At 69.5% G+C, this 21,905-nt stretch carries 19 protein-coding genes and 1 pseudogene; 12 read left to right on the top strand and 8 right to left on the bottom strand.

Annotated features, from left to right (window positions below; all coding sequences use genetic code 11):
• Window positions 1-92: pseudogene (locus tag AB0D46_RS28600) on the top strand (lytic transglycosylase domain-containing protein); the annotation flags it as partial.
• Between the two features lie 391 nt (window positions 93-483).
• The gene (locus tag AB0D46_RS28595) at window positions 484-777 is read left to right on the top strand and encodes a hypothetical protein (protein WP_362881636.1); all 294 of its coding nucleotides are present in this window, start codon (window positions 484-486) and stop codon (window positions 775-777) included.
• A gap of 86 nt (window positions 778-863) precedes the next feature.
• Here the strand turns inward: AB0D46_RS28595 and AB0D46_RS28590 are convergent, their stop codons facing one another.
• The 8 genes from AB0D46_RS28590 to AB0D46_RS28555 form a co-directional block, all read right to left on the bottom strand.
• Entirely contained in the window at window positions 864-2,600 is a 1,737-nt protein-coding gene (locus AB0D46_RS28590) for a TraM recognition domain-containing protein (RefSeq protein WP_362881634.1), read from the bottom strand.
• 2 nt (window positions 2,601-2,602) lie between these two features.
• On the bottom strand, window positions 2,603-4,006 hold the full coding sequence (locus AB0D46_RS28585) for a PQQ-binding-like beta-propeller repeat protein (RefSeq protein WP_362881633.1): 1,404 nt from the start codon (window positions 4,004-4,006) through the stop codon (window positions 2,603-2,605).
• Between the two features lie 15 nt (window positions 4,007-4,021).
• Window positions 4,022-6,166 (bottom strand): peptidoglycan DD-metalloendopeptidase family protein, encoded by a 2,145-nt coding sequence (locus AB0D46_RS28580; protein ID WP_362881631.1) that lies wholly within the window; start codon window positions 6,164-6,166, stop codon window positions 4,022-4,024.
• Between the two features lie 6 nt (window positions 6,167-6,172).
• Window positions 6,173-6,871, bottom strand: coding sequence for a hypothetical protein (locus AB0D46_RS28575; protein ID WP_362881629.1), 699 nt, complete (start codon window positions 6,869-6,871; stop codon window positions 6,173-6,175).
• A gap of 191 nt (window positions 6,872-7,062) precedes the next feature.
• Window positions 7,063-7,473 carry a DUF4913 domain-containing protein gene (locus AB0D46_RS28570; RefSeq protein ID WP_362881628.1) on the bottom strand — a complete coding sequence of 137 codons (411 nt, stop codon included), beginning with the start codon at window positions 7,471-7,473 and terminating at the stop codon, window positions 7,063-7,065.
• A 67-nt stretch (window positions 7,474-7,540) separates the two neighbouring features.
• Entirely contained in the window at window positions 7,541-8,560 is a 1,020-nt protein-coding gene (locus tag AB0D46_RS28565; RefSeq protein ID WP_362881626.1) for a hypothetical protein, read from the bottom strand.
• Window positions 8,557-9,180 carry a hypothetical protein gene (locus AB0D46_RS28560; protein ID WP_362881624.1) on the bottom strand — a complete coding sequence of 208 codons (624 nt, stop codon included), beginning with the start codon at window positions 9,178-9,180 and terminating at the stop codon, window positions 8,557-8,559. The genes AB0D46_RS28565 and AB0D46_RS28560 overlap by 4 nt, the downstream gene beginning before the upstream one ends.
• A 50-nt stretch (window positions 9,181-9,230) precedes the next feature.
• On the bottom strand, window positions 9,231-9,668 hold the full coding sequence (locus AB0D46_RS28555) for a hypothetical protein (protein WP_362881623.1): 438 nt from the start codon (window positions 9,666-9,668) through the stop codon (window positions 9,231-9,233).
• Window positions 9,669-9,936: 268 nt separating this feature from the next.
• On the opposite strand from AB0D46_RS28555, the gene AB0D46_RS28550 reads away from it, so the two are divergent.
• The 10 genes from AB0D46_RS28550 to AB0D46_RS28505 all read left to right on the top strand — a co-directional run bounded on the left by AB0D46_RS28550 (window position 9,937) and on the right by AB0D46_RS28505 (window position 21,855).
• Entirely contained in the window at window positions 9,937-11,700 is a 1,764-nt protein-coding gene (locus AB0D46_RS28550) for a conjugal transfer protein (RefSeq protein WP_362881621.1), read from the top strand.
• A gap of 77 nt (window positions 11,701-11,777) precedes the next feature.
• The gene (locus AB0D46_RS28545; RefSeq protein WP_362881619.1) at window positions 11,778-12,014 is read left to right on the top strand and encodes a hypothetical protein; all 237 of its coding nucleotides are present in this window, start codon (window positions 11,778-11,780) and stop codon (window positions 12,012-12,014) included.
• Window positions 12,015-12,095: 81 nt separating this feature from the next.
• Window positions 12,096-12,650, top strand: a complete 555-nt coding sequence (locus tag AB0D46_RS28540) for a hypothetical protein (RefSeq protein WP_362881618.1) — start codon at window positions 12,096-12,098, stop codon at window positions 12,648-12,650.
• Between the two features lie 7 nt (window positions 12,651-12,657).
• Window positions 12,658-15,657, top strand: coding sequence for an ATP-binding protein (locus tag AB0D46_RS28535; RefSeq protein ID WP_362881616.1), 3,000 nt, complete (start codon window positions 12,658-12,660; stop codon window positions 15,655-15,657).
• Between the two features lie 47 nt (window positions 15,658-15,704).
• On the top strand, window positions 15,705-16,289 hold the full coding sequence (locus AB0D46_RS28530) for a hypothetical protein (protein WP_362881614.1): 585 nt from the start codon (window positions 15,705-15,707) through the stop codon (window positions 16,287-16,289).
• A 115-nt stretch (window positions 16,290-16,404) separates the two neighbouring features.
• Window positions 16,405-18,708 carry a hypothetical protein gene (locus tag AB0D46_RS28525; protein WP_362881613.1) on the top strand — a complete coding sequence of 768 codons (2,304 nt, stop codon included), beginning with the start codon at window positions 16,405-16,407 and terminating at the stop codon, window positions 18,706-18,708.
• A 12-nt stretch (window positions 18,709-18,720) separates the two neighbouring features.
• The gene (locus AB0D46_RS28520) at window positions 18,721-19,356 is read left to right on the top strand and encodes a hypothetical protein (RefSeq protein WP_362881611.1); all 636 of its coding nucleotides are present in this window, start codon (window positions 18,721-18,723) and stop codon (window positions 19,354-19,356) included.
• 29 nt (window positions 19,357-19,385) lie between these two features.
• The gene (locus tag AB0D46_RS28515; RefSeq protein WP_362881610.1) at window positions 19,386-20,015 is read left to right on the top strand and encodes a hypothetical protein; all 630 of its coding nucleotides are present in this window, start codon (window positions 19,386-19,388) and stop codon (window positions 20,013-20,015) included.
• On the top strand, window positions 20,012-21,214 hold the full coding sequence (locus AB0D46_RS28510) for a hypothetical protein (protein WP_362881608.1): 1,203 nt from the start codon (window positions 20,012-20,014) through the stop codon (window positions 21,212-21,214). The genes AB0D46_RS28515 and AB0D46_RS28510 overlap by 4 nt, the downstream gene beginning before the upstream one ends.
• The gene (locus AB0D46_RS28505) at window positions 21,211-21,855 is read left to right on the top strand and encodes a hypothetical protein (RefSeq protein ID WP_362881606.1); all 645 of its coding nucleotides are present in this window, start codon (window positions 21,211-21,213) and stop codon (window positions 21,853-21,855) included. Before AB0D46_RS28510 ends, AB0D46_RS28505 begins: the two co-directional genes overlap by 4 nt.
• Window positions 21,856-21,905: the final 50 nt, after the last annotated feature.

Raw genomic sequence — 21,905 nt, 5'->3', positions numbered from 1 at the left:
CCCAGATCAAGTGGGGCCTGGACTACATGAACTCCCGCTACGGCAGCCCCGTCGGCGCCTGGAACTTCTGGCAGACCCACCACTGGTACTGAGCCACCAGCGGCACCGCGCCTCCAGCGGACACAGCAGTACGCAACGCACACAGCAGTACCCAACGCACACAGCAACGCCCGGCCGGGACACCCCCGCCGGGCGTTTTCGCGTGGGCGCCGCAGCGGCCGTACCCGGGCGATCGGTGCTCACCCTTCGCGGCCTCGCGCGGCCCCGCACGGCCTCGCCGACCACGGACGCAGTGCGCCCCCGGTTCACTCCGTGCGACCCAACGCGCCCTGCCCGGAATGGAGTTGAACCCGCCATCGGTGTCGGTGGCGGGGACTACCGTCGTGGGTACGCCCGATCGGGCCGGCTTTCTCCGCTCCTCCAGTCCACTCGTTCAGTCCACTCCTCCAGTCCGCTCCTCCCCGACCGACCGAGGAATCGCTGATGGCACACGTCCGTGGCCACTACCGGAAGAACGGCTCCTACGTCCGCCCCCACACCCGCCGGGTCAAGGGACCATCCACCTCCGCCCGTGAGGCGGTGCGCCGTACGACCGTCCCCCGCCCGCGGCCGGATCCGGGCGCGACCACGCACGTCCGCGGCCACTACCGGAACGGCCACTACGTCCGGCCGCACCGGCGCCGGATCAGTGCTCCGCTCGCGGTGGCGACGGGCGGGGGCGGCCTGCTGCTACTGATCTTCGTGCTGCTCGCGCTCTTCGGCGGGGGCGGCGCGTAGGCGCCGGCCGAAGCGAGCCGCGCGGCCCCGGCACGGGCCGGTCCGCCGCGTGGTGCGGCCCGGCGCCGTGGGGCGCCGGGCCGGGGTCAGGCGCGGGCGCCCGGGTCGTGCCGGGTGAGGGAGGCCTTGACCTCGCGGGCGTGCGGGCCCTCCCACCACGGGATCGTCTCCACCAGGACGGGCTTGGTGCCGGAAGCCAGGACGAGGGCGCGGCCGGGGGGCATCGCGCCGAGGTCGGAGACCTTCAGGACGCGGTCGCGGCGTACGGACTCGTTCATGCTGCGGTTGCCGGTCCAGCCACCCGTCTCCGAGTCACGGGTCGTGCTGTACTCGCGCAGTTCGTACTCCCCCGCCAGCTCGGACAGGTCGCCGAGGAACCGGGTGTCGGAGACACCGCCGCCGTAGACCCGCACGTTGGCGGCGGACCAGAGCTTCTCCATGCCGCGCTCGCCCCACACCTCGATGCCCTGGGCCCAGGACTGGAGGATGGTCATCAGGATGATGCCGCGCGAGCCGTAGTGCGAGTACAGGTCGGGCAGGGCGCGCCAGCGGCAGACGTTCGCCGCCTCGTCCAGGACTCCGACCAGCGGGCGCGACAGGCGGCCGCCGCGCTGGGTGGTGGCGTACTCCTCGGCGGCCTCGACGACGGCCACGGTCAGGGCGGTGACCAACGGGCCCGCCGAGTCGCTGCCCTCGCGGGAGAGCGAAAAGAGGGTGGAGTCGCTGCGGACGAACTCGTGGGGGTCGAACTCCGGACGGGCGTCGGCGGCGGAGGCGGGTGTCACCCACTGGTTGACCGCGGGGTTGATCAGGCAGGACGCCATCTGCTGGGCGACGCCGTAGATGCCGCTGCGCTGCTTGTCCGGGGCGGTGATCACGCCGGACAGCGAGTCGGCGGCCATGACGTGGCCCGCGCCGCGCAGGATGCGCTCCGGGGTGTCGTCCTTCGGGTTGGCCAGCCAGGTGTAGATCTGGGTGATCGAGGACTTGGAGGTCGCCGCCGCGAGCAGGAGGTTGGCGAGCAGGTCCTGTCCGGCGGGGTCGAAGAACGCGTCCGTGGAGGCGTCGGCGTCGCGGGAGCCCGACGCGAAGTGGTCGGCCATCTTGCGGGCCTTGGCGACGTCGGTGACGTACGACAGCGGGTTCCACCACCAGGCGGGCGGTTCCTGCGCCACCTGCTGCGGGTCGAACACCCAGACCTGGCCGCGGGCCTGGCGCGGGCCGCGGGTGGCGTCGACGATGTCGCGCTTGTTGGAGGTGACGAGGACGGCGCCCGGGGCATCGAGGATGGCCGGTATCGCGCGGCGGGTCGTCTTGCCGGTGCGGGGGCCCCAGATGTCGACGTGCATGTCCTCGAAGGACCCGTACAGGGGCTGGCGTCCGCGCAGCGACCGACCGATGAAGACGCCGGGCGAGGTGCTGTCCACGCCCAGGCGCTCGGCGGTGGCGGAGGCGCCCTTCATCGTGAGCTTGCCGAGCTTCTCCCCGTGGGCGAGGTGGCGGGCGGCGCCGTCGACGTCCGGCTTGTTGCGCACGCGCTGACGGATCCGGTACACGGCGGTCACGGCTCCGACGAGCAGCACGATCTCGGCGGCCGCGACGGCGTTCGCGGCGCCGTGCGGCCACGCGTAGTCGCCCGTCACCAGGGACACGGCGAAGGAGAGGGGGTTGGACGGGGGTGCGGGTGCGTCCGAGAAGGACGCGCCGAGGCGGGCGGCGAGCCAGGCGCCGCCGAGGAGCACCAGGATCGCCCCGACGAGGCAGGCGATCTCGATCGTCCAGTCGCCGTCGGAGCGGGGCTTCTTCTGTTGGGGTGAGGCCATGGTCAGGACTTTCCTTCGGCCGGGGCGGGAGCGGTGCGGAAGACGAACAGGGCGCCGTCGTTCATGAGCGTGCCGTAGCCGTTGCCGGTGAATTCCGGGATGTCGTCGTAGGGGGAGAGGGGTGTGCCGGTCAGGGCGTTGAACCCCTTGGTGTCAGGGCTCTGCTCCGCGTAGAGCACTCCGCCGGGCGACTGCGCCATCGGCCGCAGGTCCTCGCCGGCCTTCGGGCGCCACAGTTCACGGCCGGTCTCCGTCTCCCAGGCGACGACCTTCCCGCCGAGCTGACTGACCGCGGTCTTTCCGTCCGGGGAGACGACCGTCCTGTCGTCCAGCCTCTGGAGCATGAGACCGAGGTCGATCGAAGGGCCTTCGGCCACTCGGCGTCCGGTGGCCAGATCAACGGTGGTCATGACCACCGCGTCCGACGTGTGTGCGTGCCACAGGAGGATGGCCCTGTTGCCGCTCAGTGGGAGCAGTTCGGTGTCGGCGCGCTTGCCCGGCCGGAGGTGGGCGGCGATGGGCGACGGCGGTGTCATCTCCCGCGTCGTCCATGCCTCCTTGCCGGTCAGGCGGTCGATGACGGCGAGGAACCTGCCCTTGCCGTCATAGTCGTCCTTCTTCTCGGTGTAGTAGCCGAAGCCGGGACCGATGGGCTTGTCGCCCCCCGGGATCTTCGTCACCGGGATGTCCGCGCCGCCTCCGATCGGGCGGTACGTCAGCTTCTCCGGTTCCTCCTTGAGCTGGACGAAGCCGTCCACGACGGGGAGGGCCAGCGGGTGCTCGTTCTTCACCTCGGAGCTGCCCAGCTTCTCGCCGGCCGGGCTGTACATGGTGTAGACGGCGCTGGACGGATCCTGGTCCGTCGGCGCCCCCGCGGGTACGGGTTGGGAACGGATCAGCAGGGCCGGGGAGCCGTCCTTCCACCGGCCGACGGCCGAGGGTGAGGAGGTGCCTTCGTTGAAGCCCGTGCGGAGACCGCTGGACGGCACGACGGACATGACGCTCTCGTACTCCGCGCGCTGCTTGCCCGTGGCCGCGTCGAGGAGGCGGGTGATGAACCGTTGCGGTTCGCCTTCGCTGCCCGCGCCGGAGCCCGGTACCTCCTCCGTGAGCACCACGGCGTCACCGAGGACGCAACGGGTCGCGGTGGTCTTCGTGTCCTCGGCGGGGCCGGGGCAGACCGTTCGGGGGTTGCCGCTGATGGCACGGGCCCACACGGGCTGCCCTTGGAGTCCCGGATCCGGTAGGCCCGCGTAGACCGGGCCCTTGGCGGAGGCGGAGGGCTGCGCCGTCGCGGGGACGGGCCCGGAGCCGGTCTTCTCCTCGGGCCCGCAGCCCGTGGTCAGTCCCAGGGCCAGCGCTGTGCCGCTCGCGATCACGAGTAGCGTGCGCTTGTCCTTCGTCATGTTCCGTTCCTTCTTTTATGCATGGTCGCCGCCGGCGCCGCCGTCGGGGTGGGTGCCGGGCGGGATCGGTACGCGGTAGACGCCCATGATCTGGCCCTGTACGTCCCAGGTGCTGAACTCGACGTCCTTGCCCGGGCGGGGGGCGTGCAGGATCTTCTTGCCGGCCGGGTCCCATACGACGGCGACGTGCTCGGAGCCGTCCCGCCCGGGCTGGAAGAAGATGAGGTCACCGGGCTGGGCCTTGCTCAGGTCGACCTTGGAGGCACTGAGGTTCTTCTCCTGCGTGTAGGTGACCGTACCGATGTCGATCTTGCCTCCGCTGGCCTGGTAGTACATCCACTGCGTGTAGCTGGAACAGTCGAAGGAGACGGGGTTGTCGCCCTGGAGGCGTGCGGCGCCCCAGACGTACGGCTTGCCGATGCCACGCTGCGCCCAGCGGAGCGCGGACCGCACCACGGGGTCGTCGGCGCCCGGCAGGACCCCGGTGGAGCCCGCGCCGTCCGGGGGGACCGCGGTGCCCTTGCCGCCCTTGGCACAGCCGGCGTACTCGGCGTCCTTGCCCTGGCCGGCGTCACCGCCGGGCACGGTGCCGTAGTCGGGGTTGGCCGAGACCTTGCCCTCCATCCAGCCCTTCGGGTCGACCATGCCGGGGCCCTTGTCCTGGCCTGCGACGAAGGGGTTGTCGACGCCGGGGAGGCGGACCTCCCAGTGCAGGTGCGCACCGAAGGAGTTGCCCGTGTTGCCGACCGTGCCGATCTGGTCGCCGCGCTTGACGGTGGCGCCCTGGGACACCATGACGGTGGTCTGGTGGGCGTACAGGGTGACGACGCCGTTCGCGTGCTCGATGTGCGTCTCGTTGCCGTACGAGATGCTGCTGGCGACCTTGATGACCTTGCCGTCCGCGGGCGCGTAGATCGGCGTACCGGCGGACGCCGGCAAGTCCAGGCCGGTGTGGTAGCCGAGGCTCCAGCTGGAACCGTTCTGGTGGTACGGGGTACCGACGGTGTAGGTGCCCTCCTTCAGCGGCCACTGCCAGTCCTTGCCGTCCCCGGCGGGCGGGGCGGCGGGCTTGATCAGGGGGAGGGAGAGGGCGACGGGCTGCATCCGGTCCCGGTCGCCGAGGTTCGCGCTCGCCATGTTTCCGCGGCCGCTGCCGGTGCTCCGGGGCGCTGCGGCCTGGTCGGTGCCGCCGCCCGTGTCACCGCCGTAGGGCGGGGTGGACCAGGAGCGCGGCGAGGCCGACTTGATGCTCAGTGCCTCGTTGGGCTGGGCGTCATTGCCGACGGGCGCGGGGATGTCTGTCTTCTGACCGAGGGTGGGGAAGCCCGGGTTCTTCTCGACAGTCGCCTTCAGGTGCGCGTACCAGCCCTCGATCAGGCTCTTCTCGCCGGTCAGGTTGCCGCGGTAGCGGGCCGCCTGGGTGAGGACCACGCGGGGATAGACGGTGTTGTCGTCCCGGGAGCCGGAGTAGCGCAGCAGGGCGTTCCACGGCTTCGTCTCGGCCTTCAGCGCGTGGATGAAGTTGGCGGCGGCGAACGCCGCGTCGTCGATGTTGTACAGGTCCTTCTTGCCGTCGCCGTTGCCGTCGTCCCCGTAGTCCTTCCACGCGGGATCGCCGAACTGGAGCAGGCCCATGTAGCCGGCGCTGTTCTTGCCGCCGGGCGCGGCGGAGGGGTCCTGGCCGTACTTGGTCTCCTGGTACATCTGCCCGGCGATGATCGTCCAGTCGAGGCCCTCGTAGCGGGCGGCGGCGCGCATGGCCGCGAGCATCATGCGCGGGGGTATCTCGTTGCGGGCGGTGTCGCTGGGCAGGTAGATCTTGCCCGCGGGCATGATCGGGTTGGTGGCCGCCTGGTCGCTGGTGTTGCCGTTGCGCGCGTTCTCGTTGTAGTTGCCGCAGGCCGCTTTGGCTGAACCGCCGCCGAGACCTCCGAGCATGGCCATGGCCAGCATGACGACGATGAAGCCGACGCCGCCGATCGGCAGTAGGCCTCCCGCGCCGACGAGCAGGAGGACCTTCCCCTTGCCCTTCTTCTTGTCACCACCGGGGCCTCCGGCGCCACCACCGCCCTGTCCACCGGCCAACTGGGCGGCCATTTTTGCTGTCTTGGCCACTTTGACGGCCTTCGACGCGGCTGCCAGTACGGCAGGAGCCACCATCGAGTCTCACTCCCCCGCTTGCTCGGACGCGCCCACGTTGCCCAGGCCCTGGAGGTTGAATGCCGACACCCTCCAGGCACCGGCTTCCTTGCGGGAACTGACGAGCCAGGAGTTGGTCTCCGTCTGCGTCTGCTTGCCGTTCTCGGACCGGACCGTGGTCAGCGAGACCACACTGGACACGAGGGTGCCGCCGCCGTTGACGAGGTCCTGGGCGATCATCCCGTCCCGGACCACGGTCGCCTTCCCCATGGACGAACAGCGGTTGGCCTGGCAGGTCGCCCAGTCCTTACCCGTGGGGAGGACCGTGTGCGACTTCATCTGGTTGTCGCCGACCGTCAGTTCCAGCAAGGGTTTGGCCCAGGCCGCGGTCTGGTCGGCGTACGTGTACGTGCTCAGGCCGGCCATGTACGCGGCCATGGCCCGGTGTGCCTCGGCGAGTTCCGCCGGGGGAACCATGGGCGGTACGCCGTCGGCCGAGCCGCCCCCGTTGGTCTGCTGACCCGCGCCTCCGGAACCACCGCCGGCGGCGGCCGTACCGGCGGCCTTGTCCTGCGCGGGCGTCGCGGAGGGTTTGGCGTCGGATGGTTCCGTGGCGTCGTCGTCACCGTTCAGAAAGGTGAAGACCAGCAGGGAGCCGATCAGCAGTACGCCCAGTACAGCCAGGGCAAGTACCGCGCTTCGCTTGTTCTCGGCAGGTGAGTCCACCGTCCCGGGCCTCCATCAGTCAGGTCGCCCGGACACGGTAGGGGGAGGGAAAGCGGATGACGCAGGGCCTTTCCCCACGAGGAAAGACGGGGAAAGGGTGAGGAAGGATCAGGAGGTGCGGTGCGCGTCACGGATGGGGATTCGTGCGGAGGTGCGGTGAGGATTCCTTCCGGAAGCGTCACCGGACCCGCTCACTTGGCGGACGCGCCCGCTTCGTCGTCATCGTCGTCGGGGTCGTAAGGGTCGACGGGCAGCGGGTCGAAGGGGTACGCGGTGTGGCCGTCCTTGGGAGAACAGGCCGCGAACGGGCCCATGTCCGCGTCCATCAGCACCCTCAGGTGGGGATCGGCGTGATGGAGCCACCAGGTGGACATGCCGAGGGCGGGATCGTGCCGCAGGTGTTCCCACGCCAGCCAGAGCGCGGACAGCCTGGCGCCCGCCTCGGGGTGCTCCCACCAGCGGGGACACCAGGTGGCGGTGGAGCCGTTCACACGACGCCGCACCATCTGCGACAGGTACGTGGAGACGAAGACGAAGACGTCGGCGAAGTAGAACTCCACGTTGCCGTCGGGCGTCTGCTGCGCGTCGGCGTTCGTGCTCATGCGGAAGCCTTCCTCAGGTTCTCGTCGATCGACGGACGGCGGGGGTGCGGCCCCGCCGCCGGGTGGTTCAGTGCTCGATGCCGGCCGGCTTGGGTGCCAGACCGGCGGCCACCGGATTCATCACACCGTGGCCGGTGGGGCCACGCGCAGGAGCCGCCGGCGGGATGCCGTTCTCAAGGGACATGCCGGGCATGAAGGCCCTGGCACGCTTGGAGGGGCCCTTCTGCTTCGGCTCGGGGGGCGCTGTGTGCAGTTCCTCGTAGCTCTTGGCCTCCGACAGCCGGGCCACGATTGCGCTGTGCGCCTCCTTCTGGTCCTCGGGGACGTCGATGGCGGCGAGCTTCTTGGCGAACTCCTCCGGGGACTTCTGAGGATCGTCGTCACCCTTGCGCAGCTGGCAGCGGACGGCATCGTTGGACATGAACCCGTGCACGTCCGGGGGGAGGTGTTCGTGTCCTTCCAGGGGCAGGCGGGTCGCGAACTTGATGCCTTCCTTGCCCACCTTGGAGTTCTTGAGGAGCGCCGGGATCTCGATGTTCCCGATTACCGAGTTCTCGGTGATGTCGGCGGCGAAACTGACGGCGAGGCCCTCGGTCTCCTGGGCAAAGCGCTCGGAGAGGGTGTCCCAGGCCTTGCCGTGAATGCTTCGCAGCTCAACCGGATCGAACTTGAAGGCTTCGGCGAGGGCCTCAACCACATAGCGATTGTCAAGGAAGTACGAATTCAGCTGGTGGCCCACCGGAGTGTCCTCCAGCACCTGGAGGCCACGTGACTCCCCGCAGGCCCGAGCCAGGAAGCGGTTGGGTACAGGCGCACCCACCCCTTCGAGCTTGGATTCATAGGACCAGAACGCCCGGTGGACACCACGGTCTTCATTGGTGACCGAGCCGCTGTTCGCTTGCCCTTTAATAAACTGCAGCAGATCCGGATCCTTCGTTGACGCGCCCGACGCCACGTAGTCCGCGAAGATTCTTTGCGCTACCTCATATCCCTGCTCCTGGTCGGCCGGCGTCGCATTGGCATGCTCCTGATCCAGTTCAAAGGCTCGGGCAATTTCCTGAGGTGTAGGGGGTGCCTCAGGTATCACCGGTGCCTCCGCGAGCCTTCAGGAGCGTTCACGCTCAGTCGGATCCGTGAGCTACCCGGTGTGTCGGTGGTCCAAGTGGCGAACGACACCGACTGTGCCAGCACGATGCACGGATCGTCAGGCTGTTGACCCGTCGGTGTCCAAAACGCCATGCGATACGGGGTACGCGTCTTGAGCCGATGGTCCCGGCCCGGCCAGAACCCCCTCACCGGCGGTTCCGGGAAGTCCGGTGCGTCCCACGGGCCGCTCCACGCGGCCGGCCCCAACACATTCTCGGCTGCCTTGAGGAACCCCGGCCACACCTCGTCAACATGCCCAAGGACAGCGGCGTTCTCGACGGCCTCGGTCGTCTCCGCGTGCCACGCCCAGTGAGTGAGGCTCTCGACGGGGTGCCAGTTGCCATTCGATTCCAGCGTCCACTCGCCCCCGGCACGGCTGTGAATCACGAGGTTGCGCTCGGCCGTCTGCGGCTCCCATCCGTAGCGTTCGCACCACGCGCGGCACTCGGACGAGCCGCCCTGCGGCGGTCCCTCCCATACCGACGCCCAGTCGACCCCACGCAGGCCCTCCAGTTCGGCGGCCAGGTCATGGGCGTTGCGCCCCGAAGTCTCCGTCAGCATTCCTTGCAACTCCTCGCGCTCGACATCCGTGTGGGAACGACGACCCACGGTCAGGACAGGAAGATCCCCAGGACCAACAGTGCCACCACGATCGCGCCCATGATGAAGCGGACCTTCGAGTCCCCCTTCTCCCACAAGTCGTGGACCAGGGCCCAGCCTGTCACGCGGGCCGCGCCCCCATCGTGGAGGCTGCGCCCCCGGCCGGTGTCCGGGTCGACGTGCTGCTCCTCGGCCTCGGCTTGGTCCTCCGCCGGTGGTCCTGTCACGCCCTGCTGGGCCTGGGCCACGACGACCAGACCCTCCAGCAGGTCCGGCATCGTGTGCGGGGTGAGGGGGTACGAGACGGTGCCGTGCGGGGTGCGCAGGCAGAGCTTCGACACCCAGGGGTTCCCCGGCTCGTAGCCGTCGATCCAGGCGTGTTGAGCCTCCGTCACGGGGCCGGGCTCCGCGTCGGCGGGGGCCTGGGGGAGGGCGTACTCGTCGCTCAACTCTCGTCCTTCGCGGGTAGTGGGGACGGCTCGGCGTCCGCCGCCGAGCACGGCCGCTCATTCTGTCGGAGCGCGGAACGGACCGGTCCGTGGCGGGGGTCCGGGAGTCCCGCCCGAGGACTCCTCACCTTTCCCCGACTTTCCCCACTCTTTCCCGACCGGGGAAAAGGGGGGCAGCGTTGTCGTGTTCATTTGCCACACTGCCGTTCCGCACCCTGGCCTCACCAGGGGCCCGCCGGCCGGTTGCCGGTGGAGGGGGATCACACGCGTGGGAGAGACGGACTCGATGACGGACCACAACAGCTCTGCTGGCGGGGTCGACGGAGGCCAGACTTCCGGGCAGCAGGCGCAGTTCGGCCCGGCAGGTCACGCCGACGCGCAGCAGGCGCCGTCAGAACGGCCCCAGCAGCCGGCGCCCGGCCCGTACGGCGAGCCCGGCGCGGCGGCCGTACCCTCGCAACCGTTCTCGGACGCCGCGCGCGCCCAGGTGGCCGCCGCGTGGGTGCGCACCGCGCGGCCCGCCAACGTGCCTCCGGGAGAGGCGTCGGTACCGATCCTGCCGCCGCGCGCGCAGCAGTCGGCCGGCGACGCGAAGAAGGACAAGCGGGAGAAGGCGAAGGCCGCCCAGGAAGCGAAGCGGGCCGAGCGCAAGGCTGCGTACGAGAACAAGAAGGCCGAGCGCGAGGCGCGCAAGCAGGGGCGGGGAGGCAAGGGTTCCGCGCCGGTGTCGGGTGTTGCCGCCCCGGTGGCGGCCGCGCCGACGCCCGGTGCGGCCGTCTCCGGCGCCAAGGCCAACGTCCCGCTGACGGCCGCCTCGGCCGTACAGCCCGCCGCTGCCGCTCCCTCCGGCCGCGCCGACGTGGCGTTCGACGTGCCGCGTCCCGGCGGGCGTCTGCCCGCACAGGGTCGGCGTACGCACGTGGCGGTCCGCGTGACGCTCCTGGTCACCACCTGCGCCTTCGCGCTGGGTTCTTGCGGTGTCGCGGGTCTGGTCATCGGCAAGTCGTCCGTCGCGGTGCAGAGCGGTTCCCTGGACGAGAAGGACCTTCAGAAGTACCGGCTGACGGATTTCCCGGCCCAGGCCGCGGCGACCTTCGCCGAGGAGTACGTGACGCTCTGCATGACGTACTCCCCGCAGACTTACGACAAGCGCCGCGAGGCCATGACCCGCTACACCTCGGCCGGCGTGGACCGCGACTGCGGCGTCACCGGCCAGGGCAGTCAAGAGGTCCGCGGAGCGCAGTGGGACGGGACCCTGGAGGAACTCCCCGAGTACGGACCGAACGGCCGCTACTTGGGAATCCAGGTCCAGTTGTCGACCGGCCGCACCACCACTGTCTCCGTACCGGTGTACGTGAAGGACCTGGCCGCCGGGTCCGGACTGCGCATCGCGGGCGACGTCGGTGAGATGCCGCTGCCGGTGCGCGGAATCGTGCCCCCGGTCAAGAAGGACGACGAGGTCGTCGACCAGGCGCTTTCGGATCAGCTCAGGGCGCAGGTCCTGCCCGGCTACTTCAAGGCGTGGGGCGCTTCCGACACGACCGGTCTCGCCCGTTTCACCAGTACCGACGCGACCCAGTCGGCGACGGCCGGTCTGGCCGGCGCGTTGTCGACACCCGAGGTCCAGGCGGTCGTGGCGCTCGCTCCCGTCGGCAGCAAGCCCGGTACCGCGATCGTGTACGGGCCGGGCCAGACGGTGGTGGCCCGGGTGACGGTCGTCTGGGGCTCCGGTGCCGGCGCCGCCAAGGCGACCCCGGCTCCCACGTCCGCTCCCGCTGTGAAGCGTTCCTACCGGGTGACGTTGGTGAACACCGCCCAGGGCTGGTTCATCAGGGACGTCCGCGGCGGGACCCTCGACCCGACGGGCGGCAACGCGGACGCCGGGGCGACGCCGTCGGCCACCCCGGCTCCCGAGGAGAGCCGGCCGGGCCCCTCGCAGAGCGGCGGCCCGGCCCCCTCGCAGAGCGGTGCGGCGCCCGCGCAGAGCACCCCGGCTCCCGGCGGCGCCTCCGGCGCGGCCAAGACTCCCTGACTCGTACGACCTACACATCCCCTCATACACCACAACGAAAGGACCATGCCATGATCCTGGCGGTTTCCCTCCAAGACATGTTCGGCACAGTCCAGTCCATCCTCAGGGGCCTGGGCACCACCGTGGCGATCTGCGCCCTGCTCATCCTGGGCATCCGGATGCTGCTCTCGATGAAGCGCGGCGACGGCATGCGCGAGGCCTTCCAGGGCTTCGGCATGATCGCGCTCGCCGCTCTGATCATCGGCGGTGCGACCGGCCTCGCCGGCGTGCTCATCTCGCTGGGCGAGCAGATCGGCACCGGCAGCAAGAACTGATCCGGGGAGCGGCCGGGACATCCGTCCAGGCCGCACCCGCACCTCGCGGCCCGCGACCACGTCACAGAGGGGGACTGGCTGATGGCACAGGACACACCGAACGCACCCGAGCCGATGGTCGCCTACGACCACACGGATCTGCTCAACCGGCCCAAGCGCATCTGGAACTGGGGCAACATCCCGCTGCCCGGCCTGCTGCTGCCGGCGCTGGGCGCGGCCTTCGGGTTCGGTGTCCTGTGGCTGGTGGCGCTGCTCTCGATCTCCGCGTTCCTGCCGTTCCTCGGAATCTCGATCGTGACGTCGCCCCTCTACATCGGGCCTCCGGTCGGCGTCTACTTCGTGTGGGGCCGGCCGCTTCCCTCCGCCCTCACCCTCAGCCAGCAGCTGGTGGTCTGGGCGGACTACTGGTTCCAGCCGAAGCGTTTGCAGGGGCTGTCCGCGGACCGCGAGCCGAAGGAACTGCACTGGCAGGTCATCCTCTGGCAGCCCGGTTCGCAGCGCTGGCAGCGGCAGTACGCGGAGGCCCTCGCGACGGCCGCCCGGCACGGCTCCTCGTACGCCGCACATCACATGGCCGACCGCCTGGAGGTCGGCCACCCGCAGTCCGCGCACGCACACTCCGAGACCGCAGGATGACTCCTTCATGATCATGATGATCCTTCTGGGCGGGGCGGTCGCCTTCTTCGTGATCGCCATGATCATCGCCTCCGCCGGCTCCAAGAAGGCCAAGGCCGGGCAGGGCTCCGGCGGCACACGACAGCAGGGCGGCTCCGCCGCCCGCAAAAACGCCTCGGGCCGCAATCCATCGAGCCAGTCCACGCGCCGCGAGGACATGCGGCTGCCCTACCGCTACGCCGACGACATGATCTTCGTACACGGTGAATCGGTGTGGACCGGGCTCGTGCTGCCCACCGCCATCGACGAGTACCTCAACGCCACCGAGCTCCAGGCGATGGCCGAGGGCCCCGCCCGAGGGCTGCTCAACCTGGCCCGCGGTGACCGCAACGTCGAGTGCCACTACCGCAAGGTGTACCGGCCGATCACCGCCGTCGAATGGGCCGATCAGCTCAACACCGTGGCGTGGGACCCCACCGAGAACTACAAGGCGTACAACCTCCGCAAGGCGGACTACCAGGAGCGCATCGGCGCCACCCGCGAGCGCAACATCCTGCTGGTCAAATTGGGCTCGCTGAAGCGCGGTTCGAACGGCACGGGGGTGTTGCCCGGCGGGGACGACCCGGTCGAGGACCCGAGCCTGACCGCGGCCATGCGCGGCGCCGCCGACAGGGCGACCGCGACCGCCACCGGCGTGCACGACGAGTACCTGTCCCCCGCCCTGCTGGCCCAGTGGTCCCAGGTCGCGCGGGAGGTCCACGAGAGCCTGGAGGGTCTGAACGGCGTACCGCTGAGCCGGGAGGAACTGGTCTGGCTGATCCGCAAGCCGCTCCACGGCGACCTCGCCGTACCGCCGGAGCCGGTGCTCGGCTCCCGTTCCTGGGGGCCGGACCAGTTCGACCTCGTCGTCGACTTCTCCGGGGAGAACCACAAGACGCACATCGTGCTGAACCAGTACGACGAGGTCACCGGCGAGCAGCACACCAGCTACACGACGACCCTGGTGGCCGCCAGCTGGCCGACGGAGACCCGTTTCCGGCAGTCCACCGCCTGGGCGCGCTACACGTCGCAGCACGTCGACTTCCCGGTCGAGATCGACATGCGGTTCACCCTGATCCCGTACCTGAAGTTCAAGGACCGGGCGAAGAAGATCAGCGGCAACCTCGTCGACGAGATGAACGACATGGCGAACTCCGGCAGGTCGCCCGGCACCCAGCTCGCCAACCAGGTCACGCGCGCCCAGCACCTCCTCGACGACATCGACGAGCACAAGATGCCGGGCATGGAGGCGCAGATCCGCTTCACCATCTCGGCGTCCGACCTGTCCGAGCTGGAGCGGCGGCGCCGCATCCTGGAGATGCAGTTCAAGCAGGACCTGAAGGTCACGCTGCTGCGGCCGACGCGCCAGCAGTGGCGGCTCCTGCAGTCGCAGCTGCCGGGCGACGCGCCCAAGCTGCCCGTGGCGCCGTACCTGCGCCTGCAGGAGGTCGAGCAGCTCGGTGCCGGGCTGCCCACGGCCGGGACGGAGCTCGGTGACAACCCCGAGCACCGGTCGGGCAAGCAACTCGGTTGGGTGGGCAACCTCGTCGGTTGGGCGGGGAAGATGCCGGTCCACTATTCCCTGCACGTCGGGCCGGCCCGTAACGACGGCGGTGGCCTGGCCATCGTCGGCGCGTCCGGCGGCGGCAAGTCCTCGCTCGCGCTGCAGAAGTTCTACGAGGAGTCGGAGTCGGGCGTGCGCTGCCTGGTCATCGACCCGAAGACCGACTTCGCCCAGCTCTGCTACTACCTGGCGTTCGGTTCCCAGGTGAACGACCCGGACTTCGCACAGGACGCGGACGCGGGCCTCCTCGGCTCGGAACACAGCCGTTTCCACCCGGTGAACCCGGAGTTCTGGGCGGAGACCGAGGTCGTCGACCTCCTCAAGGGCCAGGCCGGTGTGCTGGACCCGTGGGTGGTGGCGCGCGACGTCCCGTCGGGCCGTCTGCTCGCCGAGTCGATGCTCCGCGGGTTCCTCGGCGACGAGGACTACCAGCGTGTCCGACTGCCCGTGATCGAGGGCATGGCCACGGTCGTCGGTTGGTACAACTCGGCGATCCGGCAGGCCACCGAGCAGGGTCTGACCGCGCGGGAGGCCGAGGAGAAGGTGCCGAGGCCGACGCTGTGGCAGGTCGTCGACGAGGTCGTCAAGGCGTACGACGAGGCGGTGTCCACCGGGGACCGCGAGGCCGTCAAGGAGCTCAAGCTCGCCCAGATGCTCCTCACCGAGCTGCGCACCCTGCCGTACGCGCGGCTCGCCTTCGCCGAGCGCCCGCAGACCCTGTCCGCGATGCGCAAGCGCCGCACCGTCATCACCCTGCGCGGCTTCCAGTCGCCGTCGTCCTCGGACCCGCGGAACTGGAACCCGGCGGAGCGTCTCGCGGCGACCGCGCTGATGGCGGTCGTCGAGCTGGGCAGTCAGATGCTCGACGTCGGCTACGAGAAGAACCCGGTGACGGGCGAGATCGGGCTGCGTCCGAAGGCGCTCTTCGTCGACGAGGCGTACGTGGTCACCGCGACCGAGAGCGGCCGCGACCTGATGCGGCGCGCCCTCAAGCAGGGACGTTCGTACCTGGCCGTCACCGTGCTGATCACCCAGCAGGCCATCGACCTCGTACAGATCGAGGACTCCGAGGCCCGCAGCGGTGGTGCCAACCAGATCCACACGGTCTTCGCGTTCAAGCAGAAGTCGGCGCAGGAGGCCGCGCTGGTGGCCCCTCTGCTCGGCCGGCCCGAGAACGACGCGAAGGTGATCGGGGCCCTGCAGGAGCTCCGTACGGGTGTCTGCCTTCAGCGCGACGTCGACAAGCGGGTGGGCACGGTCGCGGTGGACCTGGTCTTCAAGGAGATCCTCGCGGCCACGGACACCAACGGCACGACGCGCCCGGCCCGTCAGGGCATCGACCCGCCGCCCAGCGTGTGGGACTGGACCTTCATGCAGGAGGCCGGCCAGGCGGCGGACGCCCCGACGGAGTCAACAGCCGTATAACCGCGCGACATCCCAGCTTTTTCGAACGCCTTGCCGTAGGAGACACCATGCGCCGCCTGTCCAAGACCCTCACCGCCGCCGCCGTTCTGTTGACGCTCGCCTCCCTGACCGCCTGCGGCGGTGACGGGGATACCGGTGGGCTGGACGGGATCGGCGGAATCGGCGGGACCGACGGCAAGGCGAGCCCGCCGAAGGCGAAGGACGTCGCCTCGATGGTGCGCTTCGTCAACGAGCACGCGGTGTGCAAGGACCTGGAGACGGAGGCGTCGGCGGGCGGAGCTGCCCGCAAATCCTTCGCGAAGCTGCCCGAGGGAACCGCGGGCGGGGTCAAGGAGCGGGCGTTCTGCGAGGCAGATCGTGGTGAGCCGATCGTCCTGCTGGTCGTCTCCGACATGAAGAAGTTCACGCAGGGCCTCAAGGCGAAGAAGGCGGCCGGGGAGGACGGGGTTGCCCTGGTCGGGGCGAACTTCGCCGTAGTTCCCGACGACGGTGACACCGCGCGCGCACTGACGACCGCAGGCATGCTCCTCGCGTCGTGCGATGCCGAGTTCAACAGCAAGATCCCGAGCGGGTTCACCAAGAGCAAGGGTGCCGTCGAGGGCTGCGTCCTGACGGACTTCTTCCCCGTGTGATCCGCTCCGTCTCCCCATTCGTCCGTTGCGGTATTCCGGAAGGAACCTGATGTCCGTGCGCCGTGGCGCCACGTCCCCTGGAGACCCCCCCGCCCGCCCCTCCCCCCGTGAACGGGTGAAGGCGGTCGGGCGTGCGGTGCGGGTCTGTGCGTTCGTGCTGTTCGCGCTCGTTTCGCTGACGATGGCAGTGCCCAAGTCGGCCAACGCACTCGACTTCGCTTGTGGCTTCACCGGCGATGACGACTATCAGATGGACAACCCGGGCTTCATCGAGTCGGTCTGGCCCGCTGTCAAGCAGTGGGAGAAGTCGGACCGCGGGAAGGTCAACGACACGACGGGCTTCGTGGACCACCCCACCAAACTGGGGGGTAAGCCCGAGGATTACACGATGTACGAACTCACCGGCATGCGCGGCTTGAACTGGTCCATCACCATGCGCGGTCGGGGAGACGCCTCCCAGCCCGTTAAAGACAAATGGGGAATCAGCAACGGGACCGGCGCCGACCAGTGCTCCATCATTGACTTCGTCAACAACGGCATAGCGGATTTGGTGATCGACGGCACCAAAATGCTGACGCGGGTGGCCATCTCCATCAAGGAGTACGCCTCCAACCCCAGCCCGTTCTCAGGCCTGTACACGGGGCGCGACACCGCCGTGGACAAACTCAGGGACGAGCTCTTCAGGCCTGCGGTCCCTCTCATGATCACATTGACGGGCATATGGGTGTTCGGCAAGTGGCGAAAGAATGAGATGCGAGAGGCCTGGGCGGGCGTCGGCTGGGCCGCACTCTCCACCGTTGCCGTTATCGTCATGCTGACCGGCAAGAACTACAACAACTTCATCGACACGGCGGATTCTGGCATCGCACAGGCGAACAGCGAGTTCAACCGCGTGGTCCTCACACAGGTCGCCGGCGAGATGACACCACCCTGCGACCTGCCAGCAAGCGCCGAAAACTTTGGCGTTCGGGTCAACAGCTGCGCCATTTACGACACACTGGTGTTCCGGCCGTGGGCCTTGGGACAGTTCGGCAGCGTCGGTACCAATTGCATCTTCCGAAATGACGGGGGCAGCATTCTGGAGGACGGCAGATGCAATCCGACGAGCAACGATGACAAATGCGACTGGGGCGTAAAGGGGAGCGCACGCTGCGAGGATCTCCGAATACGCCAGCTGGTTTCCCAGGCCCGGACCAACATGGAACTCGGTAAGGACCTCGACAAGAAGAACGACAACTGGGTTCCCATCCGTTACGACATGGCGGGCGGCTTCAACACCGACGGGAAAAAGCCGGACCAGGCAGTCTACCCCGTCGCTTTCGACGAGTGGGCCGGGAGGAACGCCGGTGACCGAATCGGGATCGCCTTCTACTCGTTGATCGCCGCGCTGATCGTCGCCGTCATGGTGATCGCTCTCAGCGCCCTGACGTTGTTGTGGCACGCCGTAACCCTGATCATGATCATCATGCTGCCGCTGATCGCGACGCTGGGCATCCATCCGTCCCAGCAGAAGTTGCTCAAGGGCTGGTTGGAGACGTTCATCCACAGCTTCGTACTGCGCGCCGGTTTTGGTGTCATCCTCACGGTGCTGCTCGTGCTGTACCAGATGATCCTGCCTTCCAAGGTCTCGCTCGGCATGCAGCTGTTGATGCTCCTACTGGTCACGATCGCCGTCGTGATGATGCTGAAGAAGCTCCTGTCAGGGGCCTACAGCCCGAAGATCGCGGGCGCGGAGGACGGTCTCGGCGTGGGCGACATGGCGAACACCGTGAGCAGCAAGTTGGGTGCGCAAAGCCAGCGCCTCGCGGGCAATGCCGCCGCCGGCACGGTCAGGGTCGCGGGCCGAGCTGCCGGTCGGATCGGCGGGAACGTCGGCCGCGGCGCCGACAAGGTTCTCACCGGGGGCAAGCTGCAGGAGGGCGGCTGGATCGCACCGAGCAACACGAAGCGGAAGCGGCGCCAGAGCGAGCGGATGAGCGGCGAGCTCCAGCAGCAGTACAAGGATATGAAGGAGGGGCGCAACGGGGCGGCCACGCCGGCGCAGCAGCCGGCCGGGCAGGAGGGACAGGAGGGACAGGAGGGACAGACCCCACCCCAGGAGGCTCCCGCGGCCACGACGTCCCCACGCCGTAGCGGTCGGGTCAGCGCGGGCGGCGCCGCCGTGCCGCAACAGGGCACACCTCCCGCAGCGACGGCGCAGACGCCCCAAGCCGCGCCGCAGGCGGCGCCCTCGCCCGCGCCGCACCCGGCACCGGCACCGGCACCGGCGCCCGCACCCCAGCCGGCGCCCCGTACGACCGGACGCGTCAGCGGGGACGACGGGGCCCCGCCGCGAAGCCCCGAGCCGCGCACTCCGCAGCCGCCGAACCCGCCCCACCAGCCCCCGCCGCCGCGCAGCGGCGACCGGATGCCCCGCTAGGAAGCCCTGACCATGGCAAGCGTCATCACGGACCGCTCCCCCCAGGAGCTCGGCGTCGAACTGGCCGCGCTGCTGCGCGTGGACTGGCGGGCGGTATGGCCCGGATACCCGGAGGGTGAGGGCGAGCGCGCCGAGTGGTGCGCGGCCTTCGGGTGGCAGCCGCTCTGGGCGGAGGCGGGTCTGTGGGTCCGTACGAGTGAGGGCGGCCGGCTGCACCTGGCCTCCTCACCCGCGCCGCGCCGGCCGGTCACCCGCGCCTCGTACACCGCCTGGAGGGTCAGGGCGGACGGAACGTCCGACAACGCGGAGGTCACGAAGGTGGCCCTTGACCGCTGGGAGGCGTACCTCGCCCACATGGATTCCCTGTTGGGCCCGCCCGGCTGGCAGGGGGCCTGGGACAGCCCCGACTTCCCGGCGCCGCCCGCTCCCGGCCGGTGGGGCGACGTCGAGGAGCGCCGGGAGCAGCAGGCTCCGTACCGGCTCGCCCGGTGGAGCTACGCCAACCCGCTCGCGCCCGTGTTCGTGCTGGATCTGCACTGCGGACCGGGTACCGCGCGGGGTTGGGGGGCGGGAAGTGGGACGATCTCCCTGACCTGCCACGGCCCGGCGGACCCTGAAGCGGCTGCCGGGCCCGGCTGGCTGCTGTGACGTACGAGACGCGAGGAAGAGACAGCTACATGGGCACGACTGCGTTCGAACCGCCGGTGGACCGCACCCCGCAGGAACTCATCACCGAACTGCGCGGTCTGGCCGACGTGGACTGGGAGACCGTGTGGAACGGCCCGCCCCTCCCGGGTCAGGGCCTGGACATGTGGTGCGCGCAGTTCGGCTGGACGCCTACGCAGTTCGAGTACGTCCTGAACGTGGTCACGGACACGGGCGGCGTGCTGACGCTGAACGCCCGGGGCGGAAGCTGGGCACCCGTGCAGAGCCTCTCGCACTGGGTGTGGGGGTGTGCGGCGGGAACCCCGGAAGGCAATCCCCAGGTACTGGCCGAGGCCGCACGGGTCTGGCCGCTCTACGTCACCGCCGTGTGCTCGGCACTCGGCGAACCGGCCTGGGAAGGCGCATGGGACTCGACCGCCTTCCCCACGGAACTCGGCCCCTACGCGGTCCCTAAGTTGGAGACCCGGCTCCAGCAGAAGCGCCCGTACCGCATCGCCTATTGGGAGCCGGCAGCCCCGGGAGGAGCGCTCACCAGCCTGTACGTCGCGCCCGCCATGGGTACAGCCGATGGATCACGCACTGGAGTGGTGAACATGAGTCTGCGGGTCTACCCGCGCCCGATGACATTTGAGCGCGCATGACCTCGGAACCGATACCGAAGGCGATAGAGCTGGGAGCCCTGCGCCGGGCGCACGCCCGTGCCATGGCGGTTGAGGAGGCGCGGGCCGACCCGGAATCCGTCACCCAGCGCATCACTGATGCCGCGGTGAAGGCAGGGCTGGAAGACCAGGCCGCCGATGGCGCCGTGCCCGCTCGGTCGAAGGAGAGGATCTACATCGACCGGCTGGTCAAGGACCAGTCGAAGCTGAAAGCGCCACCGGGTACCCACCCGATCAGCGCCTTCTGGTCGTTTGGAATCCAACACCCTGAGGCACCGCTGAACAACGATGGGGTTCCGTTTCTCGATCAGCGGTTCATCGCGGAGGAGTGGGCCCACCAGCAGAACCTGCGCGAGCCTGGTTCCGCACAGACCCTGGAGACGAGCCAAGGGGGGCGTGAACTCGACGACATGTTCCTTTGGGAGGACGAGGTCATCGAAGCCCTCGGTGGTGCGAAGGCAGGGTTCGGCCCAAACTACGCGCAGGAGAGCTGGCACGAGATTTCCGGCACCTACGCCGAGGTCGCCGCAGGGGAGGTCTTCGTGTTCGCGGACACCGCGAACACCAGGTCGATCCTGCACAAGAAGGAACTGCGCGCCCTCTGCGACAACGACAAGGTTGGACTGGACAACATCCACTTCGTCTTCGAGCCGCCTGCGACGTGGCCGGAGGTGACCCGGACGGAGGCCGGTACGAACGCGGTCCGAGCCGTTGCCCAGTTCGACAATCCGGCCCTGCCCCAGTACATCGACCCACACGCATACCCGGCCGATGAGCCGGAGATCCGCAAGGCGAAGATCGACGGCTTTTTGGCCCTCGCGACACCGGTCCAGGAGGCTGCGTCCGTCGCGGCGCCCGGGGTCGACGGTCCAGCGATCACGGGGCCAGGAGTCAAACTGCCCGAGGCCGAAGTGCCCGCCGCGGAGACGCCGGCAGTCGCAGCGCCGACAGTCCATGCCCCGGCGGTCGAAGCTCCGAGCGCGGTCGAAGCGCCCGTCGTCCCCGCCGCGCCCGCGAGCGTCCGCAAGCCGCTCTGGCAGGTCGGCTTCGACCACACGCCCACCGCCGCCAAGCCCTCGACCCCAGGGACGACCACCGGCCCGGCCGCCGGGGCCGGGGCCGCCGTCGCGCCTGTCCTCGTCCCCCGCCCCACCGGAACCGGAATGGACGGTCCGTCATGACCCGACCCTCGCGCACCGACTTCGCCACCACGGCCGCGAACGTCCTCGGCGCCGTCCGTCGCCTCATCCGCCAGGAGCGGGACGACGCCTGGGCCGTACGGCTGCTGCGTCGGATCGTCTTCGGACTGGCCGCCGCCTATACGATCTTCATCCTCGCCTCGACCAGCATGGCGTCGTTCATCGTGGTCAGCGCGCTCCTGGTCCTCGCCGGACTGCTGTGGTTGATGCGCCGGCGAGGGCAGTTGCTGCTCGCGCTCGCCTCGACGGTCGTCACCGCCGCGGTGGCCGGGTTCTTCGCGGCGACGGTCGAGATCGCCACCCGATCGAGCAGCGGAATGCTCGGTGGGCAGGCGGTGTTCGGGTACTGGGCACTCGCCGCCATGGCCCTGCTCGGGGCCTGGATGGTGAAGGAGCACCCGGGTCGTCGGGGCGTCACCGTGGTGATGGCCGACGCGGTCCTCCTCGTGACTTCCGGTGTGGGAACCGTCCTTCCGGAGGTCGCCGTGCCACTCGGGTTCACCGGGGTGGTCCTGGTCCTGGCGTTCCGTGGGGGCGGCGCCACAGCGCTGCGGCGCCGCGGCGCGGGGTTGAGGAGACGTTTCTCGCGACGCGCTGTGTCGGCCGCCGGCACACGGCGTTAGTTGACTGATGAACCGTCACGTCCGGCGGGCAACCGGCACGCAGATGCGAC

The organism is Streptomyces sp. NPDC048383, assembly GCF_040651775.1.
In the GTDB taxonomy this organism is placed as follows: domain Bacteria; phylum Actinomycetota; class Actinomycetes; order Streptomycetales; family Streptomycetaceae; genus Streptomyces.
The sequence above is the reverse complement of the archived record's forward strand: the minus strand, read 5'-3'. Positions and strand labels throughout refer to the sequence as shown.

Excerpts from the sequence above, each read along its gene's own strand:
- AB0D46_RS28530 (WP_362881614.1), top strand. The coding sequence starts at position 15,705 with ATGCGCCGCCTGTCCAAGACCCTCACCGCCGCCGCCGTTCTGTTGACG.
- AB0D46_RS28585 (WP_362881633.1), bottom strand. The coding sequence starts at position 4,006 with ATGACGAAGGACAAGCGCACGCTACTCGTGATCGCGAGCGGCACAGCG.
- AB0D46_RS28560 (WP_362881624.1), bottom strand. The coding sequence starts at position 9,180 with ATGCTGACGGAGACTTCGGGGCGCAACGCCCATGACCTGGCCGCCGAA.
- AB0D46_RS28580 (WP_362881631.1), bottom strand. The coding sequence starts at position 6,166 with ATGGTGGCTCCTGCCGTACTGGCAGCCGCGTCGAAGGCCGTCAAAGTG.
- AB0D46_RS28545 (WP_362881619.1), top strand. The coding sequence starts at position 11,778 with ATGTTCGGCACAGTCCAGTCCATCCTCAGGGGCCTGGGCACCACCGTG.
- AB0D46_RS28540 (WP_362881618.1), top strand. The coding sequence starts at position 12,096 with ATGGCACAGGACACACCGAACGCACCCGAGCCGATGGTCGCCTACGAC.
- AB0D46_RS28590 (WP_362881634.1), bottom strand. The coding sequence starts at position 2,600 with ATGGCCTCACCCCAACAGAAGAAGCCCCGCTCCGACGGCGACTGGACG.
- AB0D46_RS28510 (WP_362881608.1), top strand. The coding sequence starts at position 20,012 with ATGACCTCGGAACCGATACCGAAGGCGATAGAGCTGGGAGCCCTGCGC.
- AB0D46_RS28520 (WP_362881611.1), top strand. The coding sequence starts at position 18,721 with ATGGCAAGCGTCATCACGGACCGCTCCCCCCAGGAGCTCGGCGTCGAA.
- AB0D46_RS28570 (WP_362881628.1), bottom strand. The coding sequence starts at position 7,473 with ATGAGCACGAACGCCGACGCGCAGCAGACGCCCGACGGCAACGTGGAG.
- AB0D46_RS28515 (WP_362881610.1), top strand. The coding sequence starts at position 19,386 with ATGGGCACGACTGCGTTCGAACCGCCGGTGGACCGCACCCCGCAGGAA.
- AB0D46_RS28535 (WP_362881616.1), top strand. The coding sequence starts at position 12,658 with ATGATCATGATGATCCTTCTGGGCGGGGCGGTCGCCTTCTTCGTGATC.
- AB0D46_RS28595 (WP_362881636.1), top strand. The coding sequence starts at position 484 with ATGGCACACGTCCGTGGCCACTACCGGAAGAACGGCTCCTACGTCCGC.
- AB0D46_RS28505 (WP_362881606.1), top strand. The coding sequence starts at position 21,211 with ATGACCCGACCCTCGCGCACCGACTTCGCCACCACGGCCGCGAACGTC.